The 26,588-nt window shown below is 61.6% G+C and carries 25 protein-coding genes and 1 tRNA gene; 20 read left to right on the top strand and 6 right to left on the bottom strand.

Annotated elements, in window-relative coordinates:
- Window positions 1-17: 17 nt before the first annotated feature.
- From ACFQ00_RS17815 to ACFQ00_RS17800, 4 genes are read right to left on the bottom strand one after another with little or no spacing between them, the layout of a single operon-like run.
- The gene (locus ACFQ00_RS17815; RefSeq protein ID WP_381494059.1) at window positions 18-968 is read right to left on the bottom strand and encodes an HNH endonuclease; all 951 of its coding nucleotides are present in this window, start codon (window positions 966-968) and stop codon (window positions 18-20) included.
- A gap of 13 nt (window positions 969-981) precedes the next feature.
- On the bottom strand, window positions 982-1,608 hold the full coding sequence (locus ACFQ00_RS17810) for an Eco29kI family restriction endonuclease (protein ID WP_381494056.1): 627 nt from the start codon (window positions 1,606-1,608) through the stop codon (window positions 982-984).
- Window positions 1,608-2,795 carry a DNA cytosine methyltransferase gene (locus ACFQ00_RS17805; RefSeq protein ID WP_381494054.1) on the bottom strand — a complete coding sequence of 396 codons (1,188 nt, stop codon included), beginning with the start codon at window positions 2,793-2,795 and terminating at the stop codon, window positions 1,608-1,610. Before ACFQ00_RS17805 ends, ACFQ00_RS17810 begins: the two co-directional genes overlap by 1 nt.
- Window positions 2,792-3,214 (bottom strand): very short patch repair endonuclease, encoded by a 423-nt coding sequence (locus ACFQ00_RS17800; protein WP_381494050.1) that lies wholly within the window; start codon window positions 3,212-3,214, stop codon window positions 2,792-2,794. The genes ACFQ00_RS17805 and ACFQ00_RS17800 overlap by 4 nt, the downstream gene beginning before the upstream one ends.
- 262 nt (window positions 3,215-3,476) lie before the next feature.
- Here ACFQ00_RS17800 and ACFQ00_RS17795 point away from each other — a divergent pair, with 262 nt between their 5' ends.
- From ACFQ00_RS17795 to ACFQ00_RS17765, 7 genes are all read left to right on the top strand, one after another.
- Window positions 3,477-4,748: a hypothetical protein gene (locus ACFQ00_RS17795; protein ID WP_381494046.1), complete on the top strand. Its 1,272-nt coding sequence runs from the start codon at window positions 3,477-3,479 to the stop codon at window positions 4,746-4,748.
- Window positions 4,748-5,902 carry a hypothetical protein gene (locus ACFQ00_RS17790; protein WP_381494043.1) on the top strand — a complete coding sequence of 385 codons (1,155 nt, stop codon included), beginning with the start codon at window positions 4,748-4,750 and terminating at the stop codon, window positions 5,900-5,902. Before ACFQ00_RS17795 ends, ACFQ00_RS17790 begins: the two co-directional genes overlap by 1 nt.
- Before the next feature lie 373 nt (window positions 5,903-6,275).
- On the top strand, window positions 6,276-7,727 hold the full coding sequence (locus ACFQ00_RS17785) for a DUF2235 domain-containing protein (protein WP_381494040.1): 1,452 nt from the start codon (window positions 6,276-6,278) through the stop codon (window positions 7,725-7,727).
- A gap of 241 nt (window positions 7,728-7,968) precedes the next feature.
- Window positions 7,969-9,072: a hypothetical protein gene (locus tag ACFQ00_RS17780; RefSeq protein ID WP_381494037.1), complete on the top strand. Its 1,104-nt coding sequence runs from the start codon at window positions 7,969-7,971 to the stop codon at window positions 9,070-9,072.
- Window positions 9,069-11,306 carry a Mov34/MPN/PAD-1 family protein gene (locus ACFQ00_RS17775; RefSeq protein ID WP_381494034.1) on the top strand — a complete coding sequence of 746 codons (2,238 nt, stop codon included), beginning with the start codon at window positions 9,069-9,071 and terminating at the stop codon, window positions 11,304-11,306. Before ACFQ00_RS17780 ends, ACFQ00_RS17775 begins: the two co-directional genes overlap by 4 nt.
- On the top strand, window positions 11,290-12,489 hold the full coding sequence (locus ACFQ00_RS17770; protein ID WP_381494031.1) for a patatin-like phospholipase family protein: 1,200 nt from the start codon (window positions 11,290-11,292) through the stop codon (window positions 12,487-12,489). The genes ACFQ00_RS17775 and ACFQ00_RS17770 overlap by 17 nt, the downstream gene beginning before the upstream one ends.
- A 2-nt stretch (window positions 12,490-12,491) precedes the next feature.
- The gene (locus tag ACFQ00_RS17765; RefSeq protein ID WP_381494028.1) at window positions 12,492-13,328 is read left to right on the top strand and encodes a ComEC/Rec2 family competence protein; all 837 of its coding nucleotides are present in this window, start codon (window positions 12,492-12,494) and stop codon (window positions 13,326-13,328) included.
- 125 nt (window positions 13,329-13,453) lie between these two features.
- Here ACFQ00_RS17765 and ACFQ00_RS17760 read toward each other — a convergent pair whose 3' ends face one another.
- A complete protein-coding gene (locus tag ACFQ00_RS17760) occupies window positions 13,454-13,744 on the bottom strand; it encodes a hypothetical protein (RefSeq protein ID WP_381494025.1) in 291 nt (96 codons plus the stop codon).
- A 154-nt stretch (window positions 13,745-13,898) separates the two neighbouring features.
- Between ACFQ00_RS17760 and ACFQ00_RS17755 the strand changes: the two genes are divergently transcribed.
- The 3 genes from ACFQ00_RS17755 to ACFQ00_RS17745 are packed head-to-tail and all read left to right on the top strand — an operon-like array spanning window position 13,899 to window position 16,512.
- Window positions 13,899-14,435 (top strand): DUF3489 domain-containing protein, encoded by a 537-nt coding sequence (locus tag ACFQ00_RS17755; protein WP_381494022.1) that lies wholly within the window; start codon window positions 13,899-13,901, stop codon window positions 14,433-14,435.
- Entirely contained in the window at window positions 14,432-14,854 is a 423-nt protein-coding gene (locus ACFQ00_RS17750) for a DUF2924 domain-containing protein (protein ID WP_381494019.1), read from the top strand. Before ACFQ00_RS17755 ends, ACFQ00_RS17750 begins: the two co-directional genes overlap by 4 nt.
- Window positions 14,851-16,512 (top strand): recombinase family protein, encoded by a 1,662-nt coding sequence (locus ACFQ00_RS17745; protein WP_381494017.1) that lies wholly within the window; start codon window positions 14,851-14,853, stop codon window positions 16,510-16,512. The genes ACFQ00_RS17750 and ACFQ00_RS17745 overlap by 4 nt, the downstream gene beginning before the upstream one ends.
- A 634-nt stretch (window positions 16,513-17,146) precedes the next feature.
- Here ACFQ00_RS17745 and ACFQ00_RS17740 read toward each other — a convergent pair.
- A tRNA-Ser gene (locus ACFQ00_RS17740) sits at window positions 17,147-17,236 on the bottom strand.
- 78 nt (window positions 17,237-17,314) lie between these two features.
- Between ACFQ00_RS17740 and ACFQ00_RS17735 the strand changes: the two genes are divergently transcribed.
- From ACFQ00_RS17735 to ACFQ00_RS17690, 10 genes are all read left to right on the top strand, one after another.
- Complete coding sequence (locus tag ACFQ00_RS17735; protein ID WP_381494014.1) at window positions 17,315-18,388, top strand: lytic murein transglycosylase; 1,074 nt, start codon at window positions 17,315-17,317, stop codon at window positions 18,386-18,388.
- 74 nt (window positions 18,389-18,462) lie between these two features.
- A complete protein-coding gene (locus ACFQ00_RS17730; protein ID WP_381494011.1) occupies window positions 18,463-19,230 on the top strand; it encodes a septal ring lytic transglycosylase RlpA family protein in 768 nt (255 codons plus the stop codon).
- Window positions 19,231-19,261: 31 nt separating this feature from the next.
- A complete protein-coding gene (locus tag ACFQ00_RS17725) occupies window positions 19,262-20,080 on the top strand; it encodes a M55 family metallopeptidase (protein WP_381494008.1) in 819 nt (272 codons plus the stop codon).
- 111 nt (window positions 20,081-20,191) lie between these two features.
- A complete protein-coding gene (locus tag ACFQ00_RS17720) occupies window positions 20,192-21,346 on the top strand; it encodes a D-alanyl-D-alanine carboxypeptidase family protein (RefSeq protein WP_381494005.1) in 1,155 nt (384 codons plus the stop codon).
- A 6-nt stretch (window positions 21,347-21,352) separates the two neighbouring features.
- On the top strand, window positions 21,353-21,964 hold the full coding sequence (gene tmk / locus ACFQ00_RS17715) for a dTMP kinase (protein WP_381494002.1): 612 nt from the start codon (window positions 21,353-21,355) through the stop codon (window positions 21,962-21,964).
- Complete coding sequence (locus ACFQ00_RS17710) at window positions 21,961-22,887, top strand: DNA polymerase III subunit delta' (protein WP_381493999.1); 927 nt, start codon at window positions 21,961-21,963, stop codon at window positions 22,885-22,887. The genes tmk and ACFQ00_RS17710 overlap by 4 nt, the downstream gene beginning before the upstream one ends.
- Window positions 22,888-22,905: 18 nt before the next feature.
- Window positions 22,906-24,465: a methionine--tRNA ligase gene (metG, locus tag ACFQ00_RS17705; RefSeq protein WP_381493996.1), complete on the top strand. Its 1,560-nt coding sequence runs from the start codon at window positions 22,906-22,908 to the stop codon at window positions 24,463-24,465.
- Window positions 24,455-25,228, top strand: a complete 774-nt coding sequence (locus ACFQ00_RS17700) for a TatD family hydrolase (protein WP_381493993.1) — start codon at window positions 24,455-24,457, stop codon at window positions 25,226-25,228. Before metG ends, ACFQ00_RS17700 begins: the two co-directional genes overlap by 11 nt.
- Complete coding sequence (locus ACFQ00_RS17695) at window positions 25,225-25,989, top strand: MBL fold metallo-hydrolase (RefSeq protein ID WP_381493990.1); 765 nt, start codon at window positions 25,225-25,227, stop codon at window positions 25,987-25,989. The genes ACFQ00_RS17700 and ACFQ00_RS17695 overlap by 4 nt, the downstream gene beginning before the upstream one ends.
- A gap of 4 nt (window positions 25,990-25,993) precedes the next feature.
- Entirely contained in the window at window positions 25,994-26,587 is a 594-nt protein-coding gene (locus tag ACFQ00_RS17690; RefSeq protein WP_381493987.1) for a retropepsin-like aspartic protease family protein, read from the top strand.
- Window position 26,588: the final 1 nt, after the last annotated feature.

Raw genomic sequence — 26,588 nt, 5'->3', positions numbered from 1 at the left:
TTTCTCGCGACGTCAATTCAGCCCTTGAAGATCTCTCGACGATGATATTCGAGAAATTTGGGATGTGGGAGCAAATCGGCTCGGCCGGGTAACCGGAGCTTGGCGTCCGGATTGAGCAACCGCGTTGCCGTATCCGGTAGGCGATCCCGGGCGACCAACATGGCATAATCATCATCGATCGAGAGCAGACCACGATCGAACATCCAGTGCACCGTGCCAGACAGGGCGATACCGTTTCGAACGCTGTCGGGACCTCGATGTTCGACGGGCCGGATATGGGCCGCCTGAACCTCGGACCGTCCTCCACCGTTGATGATCTTGAGCCCTGTCATGGCACAGGTGTCATGATACGCATCCTTTACCGCCGCCGCGAAGGCCCGGTCGCGAAAAGTGCGCGAGACCAATTGCTCGACGATGCGACGGTCTTGCTCCTCCGGAATGTCGAACTGGAATGGCGCCCGTTCTTCCGCCACCAGCGAGGTCGGCTTCCACGGCTCTTCTGGAGCGTCGGGAGCGGGACGCGGCCGTTCGTCGAGGCCGATCACATGGCCGAACCCCGAGCGCCATATAAGATCATATTCCCGGTCCGAGATGTTCCGAACCGCCCGGCCGAAAGCGCCCTTGTTGGTCGAGCCATCCGGTTTTGCCAGCATAGTCTCGTAGGTGTGGCCGCCTTCCCGGAACGGCACAGGCCGAGTGAACGGCAGGAAATTGGAAACCTCGGCGTAATAGTGGTCCGAACGCACCGGATCGGGAATGATTCGGTCCACCCGCGCGGTGGCGAAGTAGGCCTGTCGGCCACCACTGCTGGAAAGGTCGCCCGTCGAACGCCTCGGCTCGTAATAGACGATCCAATCGCCGACCGCCTTTTCGACCTGGTTCAGATAGGCCTTGGGGAAATGATAGCGGTGTTCGGGGAGGTCGTCGTAGACCGGCGAAACCTTCGTCGTGAACACCGCCTTCGCCATCGGATGCTCGGCCTTACTCGTCCGCGAGCGGATGCGCGGTCAGATAATCGGCGAGACGCTGTTCGATCTCGGAGATGGTTTCGGTCCGCGCCGCGCAGCGCGTGGCCCAGCCGCGCCCGGGATGAAGATGATCCCACAATGGGCGCAGGCCATTATAGCGGCCCTTGCCCGGATCATGATTGCCGAACCCGTCGAGCGCGCGATTCCAGATCGGCCGAAAACGCGCGATCAACAGACTCTCGCCCAGCGGGATCCAGATGTCGTCGACGGTCAGATAGCGCGTCTGAAAATCCGCCACGGCAAGCGTGCCCGATCCGCGTTCCACCTCCCTGATGGTATCGCGATGCTCCGCCAACCGCTTGTAGAGCGGCGTGCCCCGCGCGCTGGCGGTCAGGCTCGCGCCCTTGCGACCGCCCGAGGGAATGGCCTTGCCAATATAGATCGGCCAGCGCGCTTCCTCGGCGTTCGCCGCCGCGATCGGCGCGTAGGCGGGGAACGGGCCTCGGTAATAGAGCACATAGATGCCCGCGCCCTCGAAGGGCGGAATGGCGTCGAGCGGATGAACGGGTTGCTCAAGCAGTGCGTCGGCCACGGATTTGCCGAGATTTATCTTGTCGAGTGGATTGTAGACGTCGGTCATTAGGCGCGACCGACACGCGCCTGGGCATGATCCAGATGTTCCCGCACCGAACGGGCGACCACCTCGGCGAGATCGACCGGCACGGCGTTGCCGAGCTGCCGCATGGTCTCGGTCCACGAGCCATGAAACACGAAATCGTCCGGGAAGGTTTGCAACCGCGCGCTTTCGCGGATGGTGAAATAGCGCACCGACCCATCCGGGCGCCGCAGCATGTTCTCGCCGCCGGGAACGCCATGGACGCCCGCCTTCAGCGTCTTGGCCGGTTCGTCAAGGGGGCTGCCCGTATGCCCTGGATAGGAGCGCGCGCCCGGCTGGAACCGGTGGTCGGGGAATTTCGCGCAGCCACGCGGATTGAGCTCGGGATCCGGCAAGCCCAGGAGCGCGTCGCGGGTGGTGCGCCACGGCAGTTCCTCGGGCCGCTCGCGGATGCGGCTAGCCGCCTGGCTTCCCCTGAGGTCGACGGGTTTCGCTTTCTTGGAAACGGCGTGGCGATCCCAATAGTCGCCAGCGCGATACTGATCCCACAATAAGGCATCGCGGGAGTGCGTCTCGAACGGGAACGACCATTCGATGCCGAGATCGCTTCGGAAGCCCACGAAGAACACGCGCTCGCGCTTCTGGGGAACGCCATAGTCGGCGGCGTTCAAGACCTTTGGTGGCAGAACCCTGTAAGACAACCCAGAACGACCGCCGGAGGTGTGATGCTGCTCCAGCCGCGCGCGATGGTCGATCCAGTTCTCTCCATCGCGAAGCGTGATCTCGGGATAGGAAAGTTGCAGATAGATATAGGAGAAATAGGTCTGGAATGTCGCGCGCGTCAGGCCCTTGACGTTCTCGAAGATAAAGGCGCTTGGACGCGTCTCGCGCACCGCGCGAACCGCCTCCGACCACATGTCACGATGATCCTGGTGCGCCCTATGTCGCCCGCCCAGGGAGAAAGGCTGGCAGGGCGGCCCGCCCGTCACAAGGTCGACCTGGTCCTCGAACGCCGAGAACGAGAAGCCGCGTACGTCCCCCTCGCGCGGTTCGGGCCAATGACGGATAATGCTCGAACCTCGCGCCCGGTTCTCGCGCAGCGTGTCGCAGCACCAACGGTCCCATTCGACCACGTCGATGGCCTTGAACCCGGCGCGTCCCACGCCCAAGCCCAGCCCTCCGGCGCCAGCGAACAGTTCGATCGCCTTCATGTGTCCCCCTCGATGAATCGCCGCAGCACGTTCTTTAATTGTTCCCTATCGCGCAACTCACATTCCCAGACAAGAAGGACTTGCCAACCCAATGCCTCGAGCCGCTCCACATTGGCGATGTCCCGCCTTCTATTACCCTCGAGCTTGGGAAGCCAGAAGTCGAGACGAGTTTTTGGCAGCCGCGCGAGTTTGCACGCCGGATCGGGATGGCGATGCCAGAAGCAGCCGTGAACGAAGATCGCCTTCTTGCGCTTGCGGAACACGATGTCGGGGCGACCGGGCAGGTCTCTTGCCTGCAAGCGGTAACGATAGCCCATGCCGTGGATCAGGCGACGAACGACCATCTCTGGCTTGGTGTCGCGGCCCCGCACGCGACCCATGCGTTCGCTTCGGGCGGAAGGCGTCAGCGTATCAATCATGCCATAGTTTTAGATTAATATGAGAAATGCGCTATTCGTATGCTGGGCGTCGTGTCGGGAAGCGTCAACATTGCCGACTGTCAGCGGTCCGAAGCTAGTCGTTCAGACCTGCCTTTCATTCATCGAACAAATGACTAGAGGCGAGGCGATCAGATAAGGACGGACACGCTGGATCGCGTTGGCGCTATGCGCTACTTTTAAGGCGAACACGTTGGTCAGCCCTCCGCCATGGCTGCTTACCAGCCAGCCGCCTGGGGGACCTATGACTACGGCGAGCGAAAAGGAACTCAAGGGCGCGTGGGTGATCCACCATGGCCGCAAGCTCGTTCTGGACGTGAACGGGCCAGCGGAGTTTCCTGCTATCAACGAAGCGGCGAAAGCCGCGACGCTCCTAACGAAGCTCGGCCAAACAAACCAGGCTACCGTCACCAAGGTCGAGGCGCGCGCTATCGCCGTCGCATCCGGGCTCGACCCCCGTTTAGAGCTGAACGGGCTCCTCCAAGTGCTGGAACGCAAGCGCCTGATTGACCAGTCCACCAACAACATCTCCATTTTGGGCGTCACCACGCGCGGCTCGCTCGGTCATGCTACCGATATCTACAACGAGGCCGAGCCAAGCACCTACGAAGAAGCGTCGATCACCTTGGCGGAAATCGCCTCGGATGCGCCCATCCGGCGCGCCGATGTCTCCCAACGGATTGGCGACACCCACAAGCTTACCGATGCCCAGGTCGGCGACTTCCTCGACCGCGCCGAGGGTATTGGGTTTGTCGATAAGGAAGGTGATGGCAACGACCGGCTGTTGTTCAACGGCAACCTGTTCCGCCGCTCGTCCGTCGTTAAAACCCAGAAGGTGCTGACCTCGCTGAACGATGCTGAACAGCGCTTGGTCCGCGAGATCGCCGAGCAGCTATCCAAGAGCGGATGCCTGAGTGTCCAGCACGTTGAGCACGTTTTGTCGAAGCCACTCTTTGAAAAGCTGGTTGCGGCAGCCGTCTATGACCTCAACGAAGTCACGAACGAACAGGGCAGCCACGTCTACGTCACTGCACCGGCCGCCTTTCACAAATTTGTCGACCCCATGGTGGATGATTGCTTCGACATGGCGAAATCGCTGGTGGCGGCGCTTACCTACGGCATGGTTTCTCGCTCATCCTCCCAAGGCCGGATCACCCAACTGCCTTCTCTCGTGAACAAGCTGATTTCCGGCCGCGAGGTCGGCCCAACGACTTCCATCGGACAAGACTATCGGGTTCTTGAAGTCAACGGCGTCGTCAAGCTCAGGCGGGACGCGAACTACGCCAATCGGTACTATCTGCGGTTGCTCAAGAGGGAGGTAGGTGAACTCGCGTTGCAGGTGCTTACCCAGGGTAACGCCTATGCCCAATCTCTCGCGGATCTGCCCAGCGCGCCGATGGCGCGATACATTGGGCCCGAAGAAAGCCGCACCTCGGTTCGCAAGAGCCAATCCCCGTTGAGCAAGCGGGCGACACGGGATGTGCTAGAGGCCGTTCGCGGCGGGCGGGTGCTGTGATGAGCGACAAGGTACAAACGCCCAAGGGGGCCGTGTTGGAAGAGGTGCTGCGCGCCTACTTCCTGCGTGCCGGTTTCTTCGTCATTCGCGGGGTTCCATTTCGATTTGCGGACGAAGACCTCACCGACGTCGACCTTTGGTTGTATGAACGTCCGACGGGCACGTCTCGTCGGGTGCAGATTTGCGACATCAAGTATAAGCAACGCCCCAAGGCTGTTGAGCGCATCTTTTGGACGAGCGGACTAGCCGATGCGCTCGATGTTGACGGAGCCTATGTTGCAACGACCGACAAGCGGAAGAGCCTGCGGTCTGTGGCGGAAAAGCTCGATCTGCAGCTGATCGACGGCACCGACATTCAGCGCATTCAGAATAGTCAGTCCGTTCTCTACCCGGACCGAATGGGCGATGAGCAACTGATCGCCGAATTGCAGGCGGTCGATAAGAGCTTCCGAAACAAGAACCTACAGGATGCGCGCTTTGACATCCTGTCGGCGCTCTCCGAGGGATTTGGCGCTCCATCGGCTGTCAGAGCTCTGGAAGGTTTCTCACGGTTGGCGACAGCCGCCGTTGCATACCATCCAGATTCACAAGCCGCTCGTTCGGCTGGCCGCTTGGCATATCTCGCCGGGGCTATTGCCTGCCAGAGCCTCGATTATGTCAGCGTAGGTGCGGCGTTCCGAACAATTGACGAGAGGCGCGACCTGATCCTCCGGGCCGTGCGGCTCGGAGCATTAGGCGACGATGATGGTCAGCAAACGCTTCGCTTGGCGATGGCGCTAGTCGAGAAATACGCACCCGGCGGTCGCGGCACTGCGACCGCAGTTGAGGCAGGGCTGAAGCATGACTTGGACCAAATCCCGGCTGAGATTGTCGCGGATCAAGCCGTCCGGCTTCTGAAGTCGGATCAGCTTTTTATGACCGGGCGGGAGCTAGAGATGGCAAGCTATCACGTCGCACTGCCGACGTTCGACGACCTCAGCGTCCACACCAAGTCAATGCTCGGTGCGCTGCTCGACTATGCAAATGTTGATCGCGAGCGCTTCGCGAATGCTTGGAAGGCAGACCCCGGTGCGACCACCTCCTCAGCCCATGCAATGACGGAAGAGGTTGAAAAGGACGCGCCGCCGCAAGCCAACTTGTTCGGCGAAGGATAGCCTAACCAGACGCTCCCAGTGCTGGCGGCGACCGGCAGCAACGTCCCATCTGCCGCCAGTGTCGCCAACATAGCTGCCATCCACATGATCAGATCAGGCCACCGGAAGCTTCCCTTCATTCATGCCCGGCCAAGGTCGATATGGGGCCGTATTCAGAAAGCCTGGTGTTGGTCGCTGCTTAGACGCGGTCACAATTCGCGGCCCTGTCTCTTCACCGTGGCTACAAAACTGTCGGAATCGCTCTCGCAAGCTTGAATGGCCGTTCGTTCTTGCTATGTTCATTCAAGGCAGATCGCCGTTTTGGCGGTAGCGTGCTTCTTCGTGCAGAACCGTTGTTTCCGTTCTGTGTCGGTCAAACGAGGTGGGGGGATGCGTGCAGCGTGAAGACGATAACAAGTTCGTAGATGATTATGCTCGCCCGCTAGGCAAGAATATCATCATATTCTCGGACGGGACCGGCCAATACGGTGGCATCATGCCAGACCAGCGGCTATCCAATATCTACAAGATGTATCGGGCTATGCGACCGGGCACCCAGACCGGCATCAACCCCGCGGAGCAGATCGCCTACTACGACCCTGGCTTAGGATCGGGAGAACTAGGCGGACGGATCCGCAACATCCTCGCCGCCGCGTTCGGAACCGGCATCAGCCAAAATATCGTCGACTGCTACGAAGCCATCCTGCAGCATTACGAGGATGGCGATCGCGTCTTTATCTTCGGCTTCAGTCGCGGGGCATACACCGCGCGCTGCGTCGCCAACGTCATGAACCTTTGCGGGATTCCGCGTCAGAACGTCGGAGGCGGTCCGCTCCCCGCAGGCGGTGTCGCACTGCGCAAGATCGCCGAGGAAGCGGTTTACAGCGTTTATGAACATGGGTCTGGCCATGACCGCGCCGAATACGAACTCGAGCGCGAGGAAAAGGCAAAGCGGTTCCGAGCCAAGCATGACAGTGAGGGTACGGGCGCGCGGGGAGAGTCGCAGGGAAACGTAGCCCCGACATTCATCGGCGTCTTCGACACTGTGGCTGCGCTCGGTACCGTGATCGTTCGACGCATCCTCGCTGCTCTCGCCTTGATGAGCCTCATTCTTGGCGTGGCTTCGATCTGGGCTGGTTGGGAAGCGCCTTTGTCTTTCCTTGCGTGGGTGCCGACCGGACTTCTCGGCGCCAGCTTCCTGTGGGCGATTAAGAAGCAGTTCAAGTGCATCACCGACCCGCCGCAGGGAGGCCGATTCAGTTGGCACTTTGCGGCCTGGAACCTGAAGAACTACGACCGCTTCCTTGACAGCAGCGTAGGCTATGCGCGGCACGCTCTCTCGATCGATGAGAACCGCAAACGATTTCCGCGCGTGGGCTGGGGGCACAGCGACGACACAGGTGAACAGAACCGCGGCGATCTCGCGTGGCTGAAGCAGGAATGGTTCGCAGGCAACCATTCGGACATTGGCGGAAGTTATCCTGAGAGTGAGTCCCGCCTATCTGACATCGCTCTACGTTGGATGGTCAACGAACTGATGGCGATACCCAATCCGCCGAAAATCAATGAAGGGTTCGTGCGAACTTTTCCGGATCCACTGGGGCTTCAGCACGACGAAGTGAAGGCAAGCCTCGAACTGTGGCCTAGGTGGTGGCCTCGTTGGCTGAAGTTCGGCTGGGCGAGAATGCATCGCTCCGTGCATCCGAAGGCAGTTCTACACGAAAGCGTCTTCGAGCGGCTTGCTGCCTCCAGGGTACCTCAATACGATCGTCGCGGCCTCTACCGCCCTAATGGCCTAGCGGATCACGAAAAGGGGGGACTTTTTTTCGTGGAGAACAGCAAGTGAGCGATGGGCGAAGCGTACCGTTTTAGATTCTATCCTTTTATGATCGGGCGACGATGACAAGCTCTTGGTGCGCTTACCTGCACCCTGCTGACTCCATATCGGTCCATATCGAGTTCAATAATCTTTCGTGATTCCAGAGCCTTGTGCACAATTGTCTGCGCAAGCCGCCAAGCGGCGTTGAAATGCTCCAGTGTTCCCCCCATGTTCTCCGAAAGCAAAATGCGAATTAGGGGGATATCCAGTGCATAGTGTGCGCTTTTTTCCAATCGGCAATGCCGACAGCTGCCTCATTGAGCTTGAGAACGGCCGGCGGGCACTATTTGATTTCGCGGACATGCGGGACCCCAACAATCAGTACGATCTGCGTTGCGACCTTGAAAAGGAACTGCGCGACCGGATGGGAACTGACAAGCAGATCGATGTCGTCGCTTTCACCCATCTCGACACTGATCATTGCAAGCGCGCAAAAGACGTCTTCTTTCTCGAGCACGCGGAGAAATACCAGGACGACGAACGCATCAAAATCAAGACGATGTGGGTGCCCGCGGCCGCCATTCTTGAAGTAGGCGTCGAGGGACAGGCGCGGACGTTGCGCGCCGAAGCGCGCCATCGTTTCATTGAGGGCAAAGGCATCCGTGTATTCTCACGCCCCGATCAGCTGGATGACTTCCTGATTGAGCGAGGAATCGATCCTGCAACGCGGCGCAACCTAATCACCGATGCCGGCAATCTCTGCCCCGAGTTCAATATTGCTGCTGACGGGGTGGAGTTCTTCGCGCATTCGCCGTTCGCCGAGCATTGCGACGGCAAGCTTATTGTTCGCAATCAATCTGCACTGTTCATGCAAGCCACTTTTAGCGTCAATGGTCGGGAAACGAAGCTCATCCTTTCAGCAGACGTCGACCATGCGACGATCGATGACATCGTTCGCGTTACCCGCTTTCACAAGAATGACGTGCGGCTTGAATGGGACATCAACAACATCCCGCATCATTGCAGCTACACCTCTCTAGCGGCGGAGAAGGGCAGCGATGAGACTGAACCGAGCGATCGCCTGAAATGGCTCTACGAGGAGCAAGCTTGCGCGAATGCGATCGCAGTCTCGACTAGCGACCCCATCCCCTCTGAAGACACGGTGCAGCCACCCCATCGTCAAGCGGCCAATTATTACAAGCGCACTGTGAAGGACAACGACGGCCAATTCATCGTGTCGATGGAACATCCCAGCAAGACGAAACCAAGGCCGCTGGTGATTGAGATCGGCGGAAATGGCTATACGATCTTGAAGGCAGCTGGAGGTGCCTCGGTGTTGCTCGGCAACTCGGCGCCGCGAGCGGGGCTGTGACGGCAGAGGCAGCGGCACTCACTTCTAAGCTTGCGCAATCGGTTGTCGCCTATCTCACGACATCCGCAGACTTGCCCTTCGCCGAACTCACTGGGATCGCAGTCCGGGAAAGCGCAGACTTGCTTCATATCCGGCTCGAGCCTGAGCTTCCTCAGCATCGCAAGGTGCCCATACTAAACCATGAACCGGTTACGGTCCTCTTTGATAAGAGCGACGAGGAACCCCCGCGCGTTTTTTCAGCTCGAGGCGACTTTCCTGTCGACCTCGATCTTGTCCACACGAACCGGGACATGGAAGCCGACGGTGTCGCGCTATGTCTGTGGGAAGAGCCTTGGGAGAATTTGTCCCGAATTCTAACTGGGCAATCGTTCGTCGAGCGAATGCGAGATTGGTTCAGTCGAACCGCGCGGGGAGATGTTCATCCGGCGGACCAAGGTCTTGAGCCGCTACTTCCCGGCACCTCAAACACGCTTATCATGCCGGCGGGTCTGCCTGCAGGGCCATGGCATGTGGTTCGTTCCGCCGAAGTCGATAAGCGATACACACTTCTTCTCGACGCTGCGGCGCCCAGTATTCCGCCGCCCCTCTCATTCGCATTGTTCTCAATGCAGCTTGACCCGGTCGTCCATGGCGCCCTGAAAAGTCGACCCTACGATTTCGGGGCGCTCGCTGCCCTCATCGCAGAATTCGGGGTAGACCTGTGGGAGACCCTTCGACCTTGGCTTCTGGCCCCCCCACAAATCGAAGGCGCCCAAAAATTTCGGGCCCTTCTACTCATCGTCATCCCGCTCAAGCGCAGTGCAGATGATGCGCCCGAAAGCTATCAGATTTGGGCGTATAGTTCGCTCGGGACACTTGCCGAACTTGGCGAACATCTCGGTATCACCATAACTGCCGAAACGGGCGGACAGATGCAAACGGCGGCTGCACTTGGAGGACAGCCCGCCGATCTTTCGCAGCTCCTCTTGATGCCATGGCGCGTAGTGCAGCAACTCGATCGCTCATTAGCGCGGGAATATTCCGCCAATCAGGGTTCGACTGACGCAACCCTCGTCGCGATCGGCGCAGGTGCGATAGGATCGAACCTTGTGGTCAACAGCATGAAAGCAGGAGTTGGAAGTTGGACGATCATCGACGATGATCTCGTCTTGCCGCACAACATCGTGCGTCAAACGCAAACGGCACAGGCAGTCGGCGTACCGAAAGCACTCGCCCTGGCACATGATGCAAGCCTGCTGATTGCCGAAGCTGGCGGCGCTTCTAGTATCATCGCCAACATACTGAAGCCCGGCGAACATGCCGACGCTATCGAAACCGCATTTACGGACGCGGATTTCGTGATCGACCTTAGCGCCTCCCCCGCTGTGGTAGGATATATCGCCGACCATAGCGCTGTAAGACGCGCCGCGAGTTTCTTCTTCAATCCCGACGGCTCGGATTTAGTCGTTCTCGCTGAAGACGCCGACCGCAAGCTGCAGATCGACGAGATCGAGGCGCAGTATTTTCTCGCAAGTGGCGCGGATCCTTTTCTCGCCAGACATTTTGCGTCTGCACGTGTTGATCGGTTGCGCTATGCGAACGCGTGCCAAGATTTGACGCGGCCACTGCCGCCTTGGCAAGTCCAGACTCTCTCGGGGATTGCGACCGGTAGGCTCCTTGCAATCCTGGGCGACAAAGCCGCATCGGCCCGCGTATGGCGAATGGATCCTGCGACCGCGCTCGTTGTCCCCGTTGATCTTCCACTAAGCCCGACCAAGCGGGTCGAGCATGAGGCAATGCGGGTGTCCATCTCGAACAACGTGGTGCATGCGATGCAGGCCCTTCGCGAGGAGCGCTCGCCCAACGAAACGGGTGGGATTCTCGTCGGCACCTTCGACCTTCGCAGAAACATCCTCCACGTCGTCGCAGCTTTGCCAGCGCCGCCGGATAGCCGCCAGTCGCCTACCTATTTCATCCGTGGCGCCCATAACCTTCGTCCAATCATGGACGCACTCACTCAGGACAGCGCGGGCCAACTTCAATACGTTGGGGAGTGGCATAGCCATCCCGATGGTGCCGCGGCTCGGCCTAGCACTGACGATGAAGGGGTCTTTTCCCATCTTGCTGCACAGATCGAACCTACAGGTTCGCCATTCGCCATGATGATATGTGGCGCGGAGGACAGCTGGATCCGCGTTGGATGGGCAGGTCGTGGGCGAATTGAGGGGGTAATTGTTTATGGCGACGATGAATAAGGCTTCCCCCGCTGGAACAGCAATTGCCCTCTCGGGCGGCGGATCGCGCGCAATGGCTTTCCATCTCGGTTGTTTGCGAGCGCTCCACGCGGCGGGCGTTCTCCAACAGGTCGAAACAATCTCTTCGGTTTCGGGAGGAAGCGTTCTGGCTGCGCTCTACTGTGCAACGCCGGGGGATTTTTCACATTTCGAGGTCAAGGCTCGCGCAATGCTAGCAAAAGGGCTCGTCAAGCCGTCGATCAGAGTTGCATTATCGACCCCCGAAGGCATCAAGGCCCTTCTACAGTTCCTCGTCATCGGCGCCGACCGTATGTTGGCGATGTTTCTGCGTGCTGCGCGCCGTCTCGCGGGATTCGCGCCTTCTTCTCCGACAGCATGGCTACGCAAGAGCCGCCTGAAGCGCCGTTTTAGTCGCACCACAATCCTTCGTCGCGCGCTCGATCAGTCTTTTGATGGTGCCAAACTTTCCGACCTTCGTGCGGATCGGCCACGCCTCATCATTGTATCCTGCGAGCTGCAAACGAAATCGGCTTTCTATTTTACGCGGGAGGGCCTTGCTTCGTGGAGATTTGGTTCGGCCAAAGCGGACGGGATATCGTTAGCACATGCTGTCGTCGCTTCGGCCGCGTATCCACTACTCCTGCCAGCTCTCGACGAAGAACTCGTCTTCAGCAAAGGTGGCGAGGAAGCACTTCGCGCGGTTATACTCACCGACGGCGGGGTATATGACAATAGCGGTCTCTCGCCGCTCTGGCCCGACCGCGACCCGAATGTCAGTTTTTTCGTGAGGCCGCACGATCGGCTCATTGCCTGCCGCGCCGGTTACGGTTTAGGCCACGACCCTGCTCCGACGTTCATTGGATCTCGCATGCGGGCGTCTTTCTTCGCCGTTCATGCGCGCGCGCAGAACGCGGCCGTTCAGCGGCTTTTCGACGTCCAAATGAACGGCAAGGTCAAGGCCGTGCTCCTGCCTTACATCGATCAGCCAGATGAACAGCTTCTAGAAGCGCCTGAAGACCTCATCCCTCGCTCGCATGTAAGCGCATATCCGACGGACTTCCATGCGATGTCGGACGAATGGGCGGATCGTTTGATTCGCCGTGGTGAACAGGTGACTAAGGCGCTTCTTGACCAGCATTGGGGATATGACGCGTCGATCTCTTCGACCGATGGGGATGACTAGTCTTGTCGTTGCTGGAAATCTTCGATGTGGCGCACGGCCAATGTTCGCTGTTGACGAGTTCCACCGGGGCACATCTTCTTATCGATTGCGGGCACAACGGCGGTACGGGATGGCGCCCCTCTGAAATGCTGCGTCATCGGGGCATTCGTCACCTCGACGAACTCATCATAACGAACTGCGACGAAGATCATGTGAGCGACCTCCCTGGGGTGCTCAACGCTGTCGGGGTCGGGATATTAAATCGAAACCCCACCGTCGCCGGCCCCGATTTGTATAGGTTGAAGAAGCAACGCGGGATGGGGCGAGGGATCGCCGCGCTTGCTGACATGACGAAGGATTATAGCGCTTCAGTCTCGTATTGGCCGGACTATGACGGCATGACATATCGTCAATTCTGGAACCGCTATCCCGACGATTTTGAAGATGAGAACAATCTGAGTCTTGTCACAGTAATGCGCTGGCCGGGATACAATGGCGATACTGCATTTTCCATCTTATACGCAGGCGACATGGAGCGCGCAGGGTGGCAAGCATTGCTCCGGCGCGAAGACTTTCGCGCTGAAATGCGCGACATCACCGTGTTCGTGGCGTCTCATCACGGCAGGCTCAACGGATATTGCCGCGAACTCTTCGAATGGACCGATCTCAATCCGGTGCTCTTTGTGATATCGGACTGCGGCATTCAATATGCGACGCAGGAGACGATTTCGCTCTATCGCAGGCATGCTTCAGGCGTAAGCCACAAAGGTGAGTATCGGCGCGTAATCACCACCCGCCGCGACGGCTATGTCAGCTTCACGATCAGTGCTGATGGTGCATCGCTCCGGACTGCGCGCTGATTGGAGTGAACGGCGGCAACGGTAACGCGAAGCTGCCATAACCTCCGGCAGTGAGAAATGTCCGCTTATCCCAATTCCATTTTCATAAGCGGACTAACCGGAGTGTCCGCAAACGTTCGCCATGATCAGGCCGTCTCAACACCTTTTTCGGCACCCTCGATCAATTCCGTTATCGCCGACGAGAGAATCTCGATCCTTATGCCGAGCTCTAGGAGATTGGCTGCGGAAGTCCTCGCGTCTTCGGGCAACAATCTCCTCGATTGTCCTTCGACCGCCAATGCCGCCGCGTCCTCGGCGGCGATTGTGATGAGATAGAATAATCGGCGGATAGTTTCGCGGCGGGTTTCAGCACCTTCAGACATGATTCGACCAAGCCGCAGGGGTTGGACCATGTCCAGACCCAGCTTTTCCAGCATTCGCATATTCCATTCGACTTCGCGGTGGAACGAAGCATTGCTGTTGTCACTGAATCGCGGCCGGCCACAGCGGCCGTTACCCCGACCGGCGTGACCGGCGGGGCTTCGGGTGGTGGGAGCGGCGCGGTGCCGCTCCGAAGCAGGAGCACCATCCATGACCATCCTACGCCTCAGCGATCTGCAACTCGTCCTTCTTTCGGCTGCGGCGCAGCGCGACGACGGCAGCCTGCTGCCGCCACCGGACAGCATCGGCGAACGTACGCCCGCGGTCGACAAGGCCATCAAATCTCTCCTCCGACGCGGCCTGGCGGCGGAACTCGATACATCGGATGTCAACGGGTCACTGCCGACAGACCGGGACCGGCTTATCGGCGTGCGGATCACCGCCGCAGGCCGGGCAGCAACTGGTGCGGGTCAGGAAGAGGAAGAAGAAAATCGGGCATCCGATGAACCCCAGGGCAAGGCTCCTCCCGTGAGCAACCCCTCATCCCGCCCGGCTAGCAAGATCGGCACGGTGCTGTCACTCCTTCGGCGCGATGAGGGCGCGACGCTCGAGGAGATGATCGCGGCCACTGGTTGGCTGCCCCACACCACCCGCGCCGCGCTGACCGGCCTCCGGAAAAAGGGCCATAGCATCGCGAAGGGCAAGCGCGGGGATACGACCTGCTACCGCATCGCGACGGAGGCATGATCGTGGCCAAGCTCGATCATGCATTGTGCGAAATCGCGCACATGTCCCGCGCCGAGATTCAGGAACGATGGGCAAAGCTCACCGATCGTCCGGTGCCTCGGCTCAGCATTGCCATGCTGCGGCTCGCGCTGGGCTACGAGATACAGGCCAGAGAAAAGGGCGGCTTGTCGCGTGCTACCCGGCTGCAGCTGGACGATTCGGGTGATGCGCGCCCGCGTGCGATACCCCTCGCGCCCGGCCTGCGGCTAGTCCGCGAATGGCAGGGAACGGTGCACGCCGTCACTGTCGATGATACCGGCGCGATCCACTGGAACGGGCAGCGTTGGAAAAGCCTCAGCGAGGTAGCCCGCGCCATCACCGGTACGCGCTGGTCGGGTCCTGCCTTCTTTGGCCTCAAACAGCGAAAGGCAGCGGCATGAAGAAGGTCCGTTGTGCGATCTACACGCGGAAATCGAGCGAGGAAGGTCTCGAGCAGGACTTCAACTCACTCCATGCGCAGCGCGAGGCCTGCGCCGCTTATATCCTCAGCCAGGCGTCCGAAGGCTGGACGCTGCACCCCAGTGAATATGATGACGGCGGGCTATCGGGCGGAACGCTGGAGCGACCAGCACTCCAGCGGCTGATGCGGGACATCGAAGCAGGCAGGGTCGACACCGTGGTTGTTTATAAGGTCGACAGGCTGAGCCGCTCGCTGCTCGACTTTGCGAAGCTCGTCGAGGCCTTCGACAGGACGAACGTATCGTTCGTCTCGGTAACCCAGTCGTTCAACACCACCAACAGCATGGGCCGGCTCACACTCAACATGCTGCTCTCCTTCGCCCAGTTCGAACGCGAGGTCACCGCCGAGCGCATCCGCGACAAGATCGCCGCATCCAAGGCTCGTGGCATGTGGATGGGCGGGAACCCGCCGCTCGGCTACAAGCCCGACGGCAGGACGCTGACGATCGTCGAGGAGCATGCCGAAATCGTCCAACACATCTTCGCGCGCTACCTTGATCTCGGGAATGTCCGGTTGGTTGCCGGCGAACTGGCAGGTGAAGGCATCATTGCTCCGGAACGCACCGCCACGACAGGGAGAACGACAGGTGGTCGCCCGTTCACCCGCGGCCAGATCTACAAGCTACTTTCCAATCCCATCTACATCGGCGAAATCCATCACAAAGGTCAGGTCTATGCCGGAAAACATGAGGCGATCATCGATCGTACGACTTGGGACAGCGTCCAGCAGATGCTTGCCGCCAATCTGCAAGGCGAGAGGTCAGGCAGCAGAGCACAATCGCCCAGTCTGCTTGCGAGCCGCATCTTTGATCAGCACGGTGAACCCCTGGTCGCTGTCCATGCCTGCAAGAAGAAGGTCCGCTATCGCTACTATGTGAGCCGGTCGCTCCAGCATGATCCGAACGCAAGCTCGAGGGACGGCCTGCGCATCCCTGCGCTGGAGATCGAGGCAGCCGTCAGCCAGCTTCTAGGCGAGGCGCTCGATGATCCGCTGGCCCTGCTCGCGCGAGCAGGGATACCGCTCGAAAGTAATCGCCTACGCATGATCCTCAAAAAGGCCGAACAGCTTGCCACTTTCGTCCGTAGCAAGCAGCGCGCTGCGATCCGCGATCTTGTGGCAAAGGTCGCGGTCCAGCCACACGAGCTAACGGTCGAGCTGTCCGTCACGGCTCTGTCCGCAGCTCTGGTTGTCGAGCACCCTGCAGGTGCACAGACCTCGATCCCGCTTCGCTCGCCGGTCTGTCTGACCCGCACCGGCCGGGCCATCCGGCTGGTCCAGCGTGATGGCCGACCGGTGTCACAAGCCAAACCCGATCCTGGCCTCATTGAGTTGTTGCGCAAGGGGCGCGGCTGGTGGAAACTGCTTCAGACCGGCGCGATCGACATCGCCACCATCGCACGCGATGAGAAGGTCAACGACTCATGGGTATCGCGGCTGGTCCGGCTAAACTTTCTCGCGCCCGCGATCGTCGAAGCCATCCTTGCCGGAACCCAGCCTTCGTCAGTCAGCGCTACATCTCTCCGTACCGCCAACCTGCCGATCGACTGGAACGAGCAGATCGCTTTGTTCGGGATGTGATCCATCTCAACGCGTTATACCACTAGCAGCGCTTCGGCGCGGCTTTGCGTTGCCGAACGAACAAGGCAGCCAATCGCTGCCCACTCCGTACTGCCAAATTGGGCGATAGAGAAAAAGCCGTCGGAGCGATCAAATGTTGGCCCGGATATGCTCTCTACAGACCGGGCCATCGCCCAAAACGGCGCAGAACTGCGCCACTTTCTAAGGAATTACCCTTTTATATCAATAACTTATTAATTTGTGGCGGAGGGAAAGAGATTCGAAACATCAGACTGGGGTCGTGTAACCCCCGGAAATCACGCGATAATATTGACCTGCATCGTTCAGTCCGGTCTGCACCACACACCTCCTGCTAGGCAATAAGTCCGTACCGAGAGAATCCGGTAGTCTGCAACAGGTCGGTTCCAAGGTTGCCATCTCTGGTGGATCGGGGCCCTCCTACGATCGCGCGCATGATGCACCCATCGCTGCGGCCACTCCGTACTGCCGAAATGGGCGACGGAGAAAAAGCCGCCAGAGGGACCAAATGTTGCTCCAGATACGCTCTCTGCAGACCGGACCACCTCCGCAAACGGCGCGGAACCGCGCCACTTTCTGGAATAATTTCCTTTTATATCAATAGCTTAGGCGTGAATGGCGGACAGGGTGGGATTCGAACCCACGGTACGGTTACCCGCACGGCGGTTTTCAAGACCGCTGCCTTAAACCACTCGGCCACCTGTCCGCTGCGGGCGTCTCATCGCCTATTGGGATTGCGGTTTCAAGCATGTAGGCTGGGCTGCCCGGCTGAAGGAGAGAAATCTTGATCCTGCGCTTTGCGGCAATCGCCGTGGCCCTGCTTGCTCCGGCCGCGTCTTCCGCGCAGATGCCAGCGGCCGAAACTTCAACCGCTGAAGCGCCGCCCGAGCCTTCCACGCAGATGCGTTTCCAGGCATGGCTCGCCGATTTCCGTGCCCGCGCGGCGGGAGAGGGGATCAGCGCCGCGACACTTTCGAGCGCGCTTGACCGCCTCACCTACAGCCCGCGCGTCGTGGCGCTGGACCGCGCCCAGCCAGACGACAGCCGCCCGCAGAACGTGCCGCTGTTCAGCGATTATCTCGCCGCGCGCCTCGTCCCCGCGCGCATCAACCCCGGCAAGCGCCTCGCCGCCGACCTCGGCCCGACGCTCCGCGCCGTCGAGAGCCGTTACGGCGTGCCGCCCGAGATCATGCTCGGTATCTGGGGCATGGAAACGAGCTACGGCGGCTACACGGGCAATTTCGACCTCGTCCGCTCGCTCGCGAGTCTCGCGTTCGATGGTCGCCGCGAGGCCCTGTTCACGCGCGAGCTGATCGCGGCGCTCCGGATGATCGACAGCGGCGTGCCGCGCAGCCAGCTGGTCGGCTCGTGGGCGGGGGCCACCGGCAACCCGCAGTTCCTGCCCTCCTCCTACCTGACGAACGCGGTCGATTTCGACGGTGACGGCAAGGCGGACATCTGGCAGAGCCGCGCGGACACCGCCGCCTCCATCGCGAACTACCTCAAGAACAACGGCTGGGTGACGGGCGGCGACTGGGCGATGCGCGTATCCGTGCCCGCAGCGCTGGACCGCATCCGCGTCCTCAACACCATCGAGCCCAAAAGCTGCACGCGCGTGCTTGCGAAGCACAGCCGCTGGATTCCCGTGAAGGAATGGCGCGAACTCGGCCTACAGCCGCAGGACGGCCGCACGTGGCCCGCCGACGACACGCTCGCGACGCTCGTCGAGCCCGATGGTCCCGGCAAGGGCGCCTATCTCGCCTACGGCAACTTCCGTTCGCTGCTCGCCTACAACTGCTCGAACTTCTACGCACTTTCGGTGGGCCTGCTCGCGGACCAGCTGCGCAGCGGAAGCTGATACTGCGCGCTTGACTGCGCCGCCGTTCGGTGATTCCAGTTCCCGCACCACATGTTCGGCGGGGGAAGAGTTTCATGAGCGGTCTTCGGTCTTTCCGGTGCGGCGTTGTGCCGTTCCTGCTGCTGCCGCTGCTCTCCGCGTGCGCCGGTAGCGTGCAGGCGCCGAAGAGCGCGGGCACCTACAAGGTCGGCAATCCCTATCAGATCGCGGGCAAGTGGTATTACCCCTCCGACGATCCGCACTATCAGGAAACCGGCACCGCCTCGTGGTACGGCCCCACGTTCCACGGCAAGTCCACTGCGAACGGCGAGCAGTTCGACGAGAATGACGTCACTGCCGCGCACCGCACGCTGCCGATGCCGAGCTATGTGGAGGTGACGAACCTCGAAAACGGCCGCAAGCTCGTCGTGCGCGTCAACGATCGCGGGCCGTTCGCGAAGGACCGCATCATCGATCTGTCGCGCCGCTCCGCGCAGCTTCTCGGGGTCGAGCAGCAGGGCACGGCGCGGGTGCACGTGAAGCGCATCTATCCGAAGGGGCAACAGCCTGCGGTGGTTGTGGCCGCTCTGCCATCCCCGCCGGCCCCGGCCCCGGTCATAGCGGCGCCCGTCGGCGAGATCTTCGTGCAGGTCGCGGCGCTCTCCGATCGCGGCCGCGCCTCCAGCCTGGCGGCGGAACTCACCCGCTTCGGCGTCAGCAACGTCAGCTCCACTGGCGCGGGCTTTTACCGCGTTCGCGTCGGACCTTTCGCCGACGAAGCGAGTGCCACAGCGGTGCTGGCACAGCTTCAGGCGGCGGGCTATGCGGAAGCGCGCGTCGTCGGGCTCAAACCGACGGCCTGAATTTCAGAGCACTCAGGGGGCAGGACAACACATGCGGCTCTTCATTTCCGCAGACATCGAAGGCGTGGCCGGGATCGTGTCGCGCGAGCAGGCGGGGCCGGAAGGTTTCGAATATGCCGCCGCGCGTGAGTTGATGACAAACGAGGTGCTCGCCGTTGTGCGCGGCGCGCAGGCGGCGGGCGTCACCGAGTGCGTCGTATGCGATTCCCACGGCAACGGCCTGTCGATCCTTGCAAACAGGATGCCGCCCGGCACGTGGCTCGTCCGCTCGTGGCCGCGCCCGCTGCTGATGATGCAGGGGATCGAGGTCGGCGATTATGCCGGCGCGATGTTGATCGGTTACCACGCCGGCGCAGCGGACAGCGCGGGCACGATGGCGCACACCATGTCGAGCCGCGGCATCCGCAGCGTGAAGCTGAATGGCCGCGAGGCCGACGAAGCTTTCATCAGCGCCGCGACTGCAGGCCAGTTCGGCGTGCCGCTGCTAATGATATCTGGCGACGACGTTTTCATCGAAAAGAACGGGCCTGCGCTCGGCCCTGTCGAGCAGGTTACCACCAAGCGCGCCTGCGGCACGTTCTCAGCCATGTCGCCGTCCCCTGAAACAGTGTGCGCCACGCTTGAAGCCGCCGCCGCGCGCGCGGTCGCCGCGCGGCAGAAGGCAAGGCTCGTGACGCAGGACGGCCCGATCGACGTGGAACTCACGCTGGTCGACCGCCTCGCGGTCGAAGTACTCGCCTTCCTGCCGATGTTTCGCCGCCTCGGCGCCAACACTGTCAGCTTTCGCGCAGACGACATGGCGGCGCTGAACCGGGCGCTCGCGTTCTTGCTGTTCTTCAAGCTGTCGTAGGCTCGTCCGTCCGCGCTGGCGGAGCCTTCGGACGCGGGCTATAGCTGCGTCAAGACTCGTGCGGGCCCGACGGTTTCCGCAGAAGCTGATCAGAAGGAGTGAATTCAAGCGATGCGTCTTGCCGCGCCGATCTCGGCCCTTATGCTGGCTTTCGCCGTCCCCGCCGCCGCCAACTACCAGAGCCTCGCGCCCTTCGCGTACCTGAAGGACATGAGCACCGGCGCCGTGCTCTTTTCGCAGGCGGCCGATCAGCAGATGCCTCCGGCTTCGATGGCGAAGATGATGACGACGCACGTCGCCTTCGATCTCGTGAAGCAGGGCAAGCTGAAGCTTGACCAGAAGTTCCGCGTGCGCGCGGAAACGTGGGAAAAGTGGCATGGGCCCAAGGCGGGCTCCACGATGTTCCTGTCGGTCGATCAGGAAGTCTCGGTCGAGGATCTGCTGCACGGTATCGTCACGCTTTCGGGGAACGACGCCTGCGTCGTGCTCGCCGAGGGGATTTCGGGCACCGAGGACGCGTTCGTCGATCTGATGAACGCGGAGGCGAAGAAGCTCGGCCTCAAGGGCTCGCACTTCACCAATTCGAACGGCTGGCCTGATGACCGGCAGGTGGTGACGCCGCACGATCTCGCGATCATCGCCGAGCGGACGATCAAGGACTATCCGGAACTCTACAAGCAGTTCTACGCGGTCGACAGCTTCACCTGGGGCCAGACGATGGGCGGCGCGCCAATCACGCAGCCGAACCGCAACCCCATTCTGGGCAAGGTACGCGGCGCGGACGGCCTCAAGACCGGCCACACCGAGGCGGCGGGCTTCGGCTTCACCGGTTCGGCCGAGCAGGACGGGCGCCGCCTCGTCATGGTCGTCTCGGGGCTCACCTCGTGGGACGAGCGCGTCAAGGAATCGATCCGCCTGATGGAATGGGGCTTCGGCGCGTGGGATGCGAAGCCGATCCTCACAAACGGCAAGGTGGCGCTGCGCGCGCCCGTGTTTCTCGGCGATGCGCCGGACGTGGGCGTCACCGCCGCGCCGGGCACGGCGGTTTCGGTGCCGAAGGCGATCGTCTCCGGCGTGGGGGCGAAGATCGTCTACGACGGGCCGATTTCCGCGCCGATCGCCAAGGGCCAGAAGATCGCCGAACTCGTCCTCACCGTGCCTGGCCTCGCCGAGCAGCGCGTGCCGCTGGTCGCTGCCGAGGCGGTGGAGAAGGCGGGGCCGTTCGGCCGCATGATGGCGGCGTTCAGGCACGTGTTCGGCGGCTGAGGCCGCGTGGGCGGACGCTTCATCAGCTTCGAAGGCGGAGAGGGCAGCGGCAAGAGCACCCAGCTCCGCCGCCTCGCCGCGCGTCTCTCCGCGCAGGATGTCGTTGTCATCACCACGCGCGAGCCTGGCGGCACGCCCGGCGCGGAGGATATCCGAAGCCTGCTTGTCGAGGGCGAGCCGGGGCGTTGGGATGGACGCGTCGAGGCCTTACTGGTGAATGCCGCCCGCGCCGATCACGTCGCGCGCCTCATCCGTCCTGCGCTTGCTGAGAGCAAATGGGTGCTCTGCGACCGCTATGTGCACTCGACACTCGCGTATCAGGGCGCGGCGCGCGGGCTCGACGAGGCTGAACTGCGGCGGCTCCATGCGTTCGCGACCGGCGACCTCTGGCCCGATCTCACAATCGTGCTTGATGTCGATCCTGCTCTCGGCCTTGCCCGCGCTGCGGGGCGGGCAGGGGGAGAGGCCCGCTTCGAGGGCGAGCCGCCGGCCTTCCACAACGCCGTGCGCGAACGCTTCCTGAGCTTCCCTGATGTGACCGTAATCCCGAGCCACGCAACAGTCGATGACGTCACCGATCGCGTCTGGACGGTCGTCGCGGAGCGTTTCGGCCTGTGAACGGCATTGTCGGGCATCAGGCGCAGCAGGAGATGTTCCGCGCCGCGTGGGATCAGGGCAAGGTTCATCACGCCTGGCTGCTCACCGGCCCGCCCGGTATCGGCAAGGCGAGCGTGGCGCACGCACTCGCCCGCTTCGTGCTCACCGATGGCAAGGGGCCGCCGCACCCGGCGCTCGCGCTGATCGAGGCAGGCAGCCACCCCGACCTTCGCGTTCTCCAGCGCGGGCTGAACGACCGCGGCGCGCTTCGGGCAGAGATCGTCGTCGAGCAGATCCGCGATCTGCAGTCGCTGTTCCAGTCCAAGCCCGGCCTTGGCGGCTGGCGGGTTGTCGTCGTCGATGCCGCCGACGAGATGAATCGCAGTGCTGCCAATGCCTTCCTCAAGAATCTTGAGGAACCGCCAGAAAAGACGTTGTTCCTTCTCGTCAGTCACAGCCCGGTGCGGCTGCTGCCGACGATCCGCTCTCGCTGCCGCACGCTCCGTTTCCAGCCGCTCGCCGATGCCGAAGTGCGCGCGGTGCTCACCCGCGAACTCACCGACAGCACCGCGGCGGAGGTCGAGGCGCTGGTGCCGCTTGCGGAAGGCTCGCCGGGCCGCGCGCTGCGCTTCGCCGGGCTCGATGTCGGCAAGCTTACCGAGGCGCTCGTCGGGCTTTCGAAGGGGGAGGGCGATGCGATGGCGCTGGCGAAATCGCTTGCCGGCAAGACCGCGCAGGCGCGCTTCGAGGCGTTTGTCGAGCTGGTCCCCGCGTTCATCGCCGGCGCGGCGCGCGGGCGCACGGGCGCATCGCTTGCACGCGCGCTCCAGCTGTGGGAGAAGGCCCACGCCCTCGCCGCCGAGGCCGTGCCGCTTGCCTACGATCCGCAGGTTGTCGCGTTCGAACTGGCGGGATACGTGGGCGAACTCGACAACCCCCGGTAGCAAAGCAAGCGCCCCCGCATGAGTGCCAAGCGGAAATTCTACATCACGACCGCCATCTCGTATCCGAACGGCCGCCCGCACATGGGCCACGCCTATGAGGACATCGCGACGGACGTTATCGCACGTTATCACCGGCTCGCCGGGGACGACGTGTTCTTCATGACCGGCACCGACGAGCACGGGCTGAAGATCGCGCAGGCCGCGCGCAACACGGATACGGATCCGCGCACGTTCGTCGATGGAATGGTCCAGCATTTCAAGGAGATGTGCGCGCGTCTCAACATCAGCCATGATCGCTTTATCCGCACGACCGAGCCCGCGCACTACGCGTGCGTGCAGGAGCTCTGGCGGCGCATGGAGGCAAACGGCGACATTTATCTCGGCCGCTACGAAGGCTGGTACTCGGTTCGCGACGAGGCCTATTACGACGAGAGTGAGCTCGTGCCGGGCGAGGGCGGCGAGAAACTGTCGCCGCAGGGCACGCCCGTAGAGTGGACGGTCGAGGAGAGCTATTTCTTCCGTCTCTCGAAATACCAGCAGCCGCTGCTCGACCTCTATGAGCAGAACCCGGATTTCATCCAGCCCGCAACGCGCCGCAACGAAATGCTGCAGTTCGTTCGCGGCGGGCTCAGCGACCTCTCGATCTCACGCACCAGCTTCGATTGGGGTATTCCTGTGCCGGATGCGCCCGGCCACGTCATGTATGTGTGGCTTGATGCGCTCAGCAATTACCTCACCGGCGCGGGCTATCCCGATGAATCCTATACAAAATGGTGGCCTGCCGACGTTCACGTGATCGGCAAGGACGTCGTGCGCTTCCACGCCGTCTATTGGCCCGCGTTCCTGATGTCCGCCGGTGTCGAACTGCCGCGCATGGTGTTCGGACACGGCTTCGTGCTCAACAAGGGCGAGAAGATGTCGAAGTCGCTCGGCAACGTCGTCGAGCCGCTGGCGATGGCCGAGGAATACGGCGTCGATCAGCTCCGCTACTTCCTGATACGCGACGTGCCATTCGGGCAGGACGGCAGCTACAGCCACGAGGCGATCGTGACGCGCACGAATGCCGATCTCGCGAACAGCTTCGGCAATCTTGCGCAGCGCACTTTGTCTCAGATTTTCAAGAATCTGGATGGTGTTCTTCCTGAAATTCTGCAGCACAATGATGATGACCGGACATTGATTTCCTTTGTCCAGGACAGTTGCCGTCGTTTGGGTGATGCGTTCGAGGCGTTCGACCTGTCGCGCGGTGTCGAAACATGGCTGCACGCGGTATTCGCCTGCAACGCCTATATCGACGCGCAGGAACCGTGGAAACTCAAGAAGACCGACCCGGACCGTATGAAGGTCGTGCTCGGTACGCTGTTCGGCGCGATCCACGATCTCGCCGTCGCGATCTCGCCGGTGATCCCGGCGTCCGCAGCGAAACTGCTCGATCAGATGGGCGTGCCGGAAGCTGACCGCGATTTCGCAAGCCTCGGTGCCGACTGGTATGCGCGTCTCGCCGCGTCCGGTTTCCGGCTCGAAGCCCCACAGGGCGTTTTTCCGCGCTATGTCGATGCGGAACCCGATGCCGGTTGATAGCCACTGCCACCTGAACTACCCCGGCCTCGTCGAGGATCAGGCCGGCGTCATTGCCCGTGCCCGGGAAGCCGGGGTGTCTGCGATGCTTGCCATCTCGACGCGCAGCAGCGAGTGGGATGACGTCATCCGTATCGCCGAAGGCACGAGCGATATCTGGGCGAGTGTCGGCGTTCACCCGCACGAGGCGGACAACGAGGATATCGAGAAGACGCGCCTCGTTGCGGCAACGCAGCACCCGCGCGTCATCGGCATCGGCGAAACCGGCCTCGATTATTACTACGACAAGAGCGACCGCGAGCGTCAGCGCGAAAGTTTCCGCCGGCACATCGCCGCCGCGCGCGAGACGGGCCTGCCGGTGATCGTCCACACGCGCGACGCGGAAGCGGACACGCTGGAGATCATGGAAAACGAGTTGGGGAAGGGGGCTTACAGCGCCGTCATCCACTGCTTCACCGCCAGCCCGGCGTTCGGACGCAAGATGCTCGATCTCGGCTTCTACATTTCGATATCCGGCATCGTCACGTTCAAGAACGCCGCCGATCTTGCTGAATTTGCATCGGAAATACCCGAAGACCGGCTACTCGTGGAAACCGATGCGCCGTTCCTCGCGCCCGTGCCGAAGCGCGGCAAGACCTGCGAGCCCGCGTTCGTGACGCACACCGCCGCCTTCCTCGCCGAAAAGCGCGGCATCCGCTACGAAGACCTCGACCGCGCGACGAGCACGAACTTCTACCGGCTGTTCACGAAAGCAAAGCCGTGAAGGTCACCGTCCTCGGCTGCGGCACCTCGAGCGGTGTGCCCCGCATCGGCAACGATTGGGGCACCTGCGATCCCCGGGAGCCGAAGAACCGCCGCCGCCGCGTATCCGTGATGGTCGAGGCCGAAGGCCATGTCATTATCATGGATACGAGCCCCGACCTTCGCGAGCAGCTTTTGAGCGCGAATGTCACGCGTATCGATGCCGTACTTTATACGCACGATCACGCCGATCATGCCCATGGAATCGATGACTTACGGCAGGTCTTTCACATCATGCGAAAGCCCGTCGATTGCTACGCGACGGCGGATACGTTGCGCGTCCTCAAGTCGCGCTTCGATTATATATTCGCCGGCGGGCTCGGCTATCCGCCGAGCTGTGTGGCGCACGAACTTACCGCGAAGTTCACTGTGGGCCCGATGACGGTGACGCCGTTCGAGCAGGTGCACGGTCCGATCCGTTCCACAGGCTTCCGCATCGATCACGCCGGCCACTCGATGGCCTATTCCACCGACATCAGCGATCTCACGCTTTCCGCCGACAATGCCATCAAGGGCGTTGACCTGTGGATCGTCGATGCGCTTCGCCGCAAGCCGCACCCCACGCACAGCCATCTCGACCGCACGTTGTCGTGGATCGCTCGCCTGCGCCCGCGCCGCGCGATCCTCACGCACATGGACAACACGATGGATTATGCGAGCCTTGCAAAGGCTTTGCCGCCTGGTGTCGAACCTGGATACGATATGCTGACGGTGGAGCTTTAGGCGCATGTTCGAAGGGCTGAGCACGGGCGAGAAGGCTGCGCTCATCAGCTCGGTGGGCTTTGCCATCCTCATCCTGATGAGCCTCATCCCGCGGCTTCGCGAAATCGGCGCGACAAAAACGCTGAAAATGGCGCTGTCGTGGGTGCTGATCTTCGGCGGTCTCATCTTCCTCCTCACGCAGTGGCCCACGATCCGCGGCGCGCTCGATCCCGCCTCGCCGCGCATGGAGGGCGAGGAGATGCTGCTCACCGCGCGCGAAGACGGGCATTTCTACGTACGCGGTATGATCAACGGCGAGAGCGCGCTCTTCATGGTGGATACCGGCGCGACCGACATCGTGCTCACTATGGAAACGGCCGCGCGCGCCGGTTTCAGCCCCGATACGCTCCGCTTCGATGGCATGGCACAAACCGCGAACGGAAGCGTTCGCACCGCCGGTGTCCGGCTCGGCGAACTCACGATCGGTGACATCACGCTCCGCGACATGCCCGCCAGCGTCAATGAAGGCGCGCTCGGTACGAACCTCCTCGGGATGCGCTTCCTGCGAACGCTGAAGAGTTGGCGCGTCGAGGGTGATACGCTGATCCTGCGGCCCTGAC

It is taken from the genome of Sphingosinicella xenopeptidilytica (assembly GCF_042676985.1).
Taxonomy (GTDB): Bacteria; Pseudomonadota; Alphaproteobacteria; order Sphingomonadales; family Sphingomonadaceae; genus Sphingosinicella; species Sphingosinicella xenopeptidilytica.
Note: the sequence above shows the minus strand (reverse complement) of the source record. Positions and strands in the feature narration are given on the sequence as shown.

Excerpts from the sequence above, each read along its gene's own strand:
- ACFQ00_RS17815 (WP_381494059.1), bottom strand. The coding sequence starts at position 968 with ATGGCGAAGGCGGTGTTCACGACGAAGGTTTCGCCGGTCTACGACGAC.
- ACFQ00_RS17810 (WP_381494056.1), bottom strand. The coding sequence starts at position 1,608 with ATGACCGACGTCTACAATCCACTCGACAAGATAAATCTCGGCAAATCC.
- ACFQ00_RS17805 (WP_381494054.1), bottom strand. The coding sequence starts at position 2,795 with ATGAAGGCGATCGAACTGTTCGCTGGCGCCGGAGGGCTGGGCTTGGGC.
- ACFQ00_RS17800 (WP_381494050.1), bottom strand. The coding sequence starts at position 3,214 with ATGATTGATACGCTGACGCCTTCCGCCCGAAGCGAACGCATGGGTCGC.
- ACFQ00_RS17795 (WP_381494046.1), top strand. The coding sequence starts at position 3,477 with ATGACTACGGCGAGCGAAAAGGAACTCAAGGGCGCGTGGGTGATCCAC.
- ACFQ00_RS17790 (WP_381494043.1), top strand. The coding sequence starts at position 4,748 with ATGAGCGACAAGGTACAAACGCCCAAGGGGGCCGTGTTGGAAGAGGTG.
- ACFQ00_RS17770 (WP_381494031.1), top strand. The coding sequence starts at position 11,290 with ATGGCGACGATGAATAAGGCTTCCCCCGCTGGAACAGCAATTGCCCTC.
- ACFQ00_RS17760 (WP_381494025.1), bottom strand. The coding sequence starts at position 13,744 with ATGCTGGAAAAGCTGGGTCTGGACATGGTCCAACCCCTGCGGCTTGGT.
- ACFQ00_RS17755 (WP_381494022.1), top strand. The coding sequence starts at position 13,899 with ATGACCATCCTACGCCTCAGCGATCTGCAACTCGTCCTTCTTTCGGCT.
- ACFQ00_RS17750 (WP_381494019.1), top strand. The coding sequence starts at position 14,432 with ATGATCGTGGCCAAGCTCGATCATGCATTGTGCGAAATCGCGCACATG.
- ACFQ00_RS17745 (WP_381494017.1), top strand. The coding sequence starts at position 14,851 with ATGAAGAAGGTCCGTTGTGCGATCTACACGCGGAAATCGAGCGAGGAA.
- ACFQ00_RS17730 (WP_381494011.1), top strand. The coding sequence starts at position 18,463 with ATGAGCGGTCTTCGGTCTTTCCGGTGCGGCGTTGTGCCGTTCCTGCTG.
- ACFQ00_RS17725 (WP_381494008.1), top strand. The coding sequence starts at position 19,262 with ATGCGGCTCTTCATTTCCGCAGACATCGAAGGCGTGGCCGGGATCGTG.
- ACFQ00_RS17720 (WP_381494005.1), top strand. The coding sequence starts at position 20,192 with ATGCGTCTTGCCGCGCCGATCTCGGCCCTTATGCTGGCTTTCGCCGTC.
- metG (WP_381493996.1), top strand. The coding sequence starts at position 22,906 with ATGAGTGCCAAGCGGAAATTCTACATCACGACCGCCATCTCGTATCCG.
- ACFQ00_RS17700 (WP_381493993.1), top strand. The coding sequence starts at position 24,455 with ATGCCGGTTGATAGCCACTGCCACCTGAACTACCCCGGCCTCGTCGAG.
- ACFQ00_RS17690 (WP_381493987.1), top strand. The coding sequence starts at position 25,994 with ATGTTCGAAGGGCTGAGCACGGGCGAGAAGGCTGCGCTCATCAGCTCG.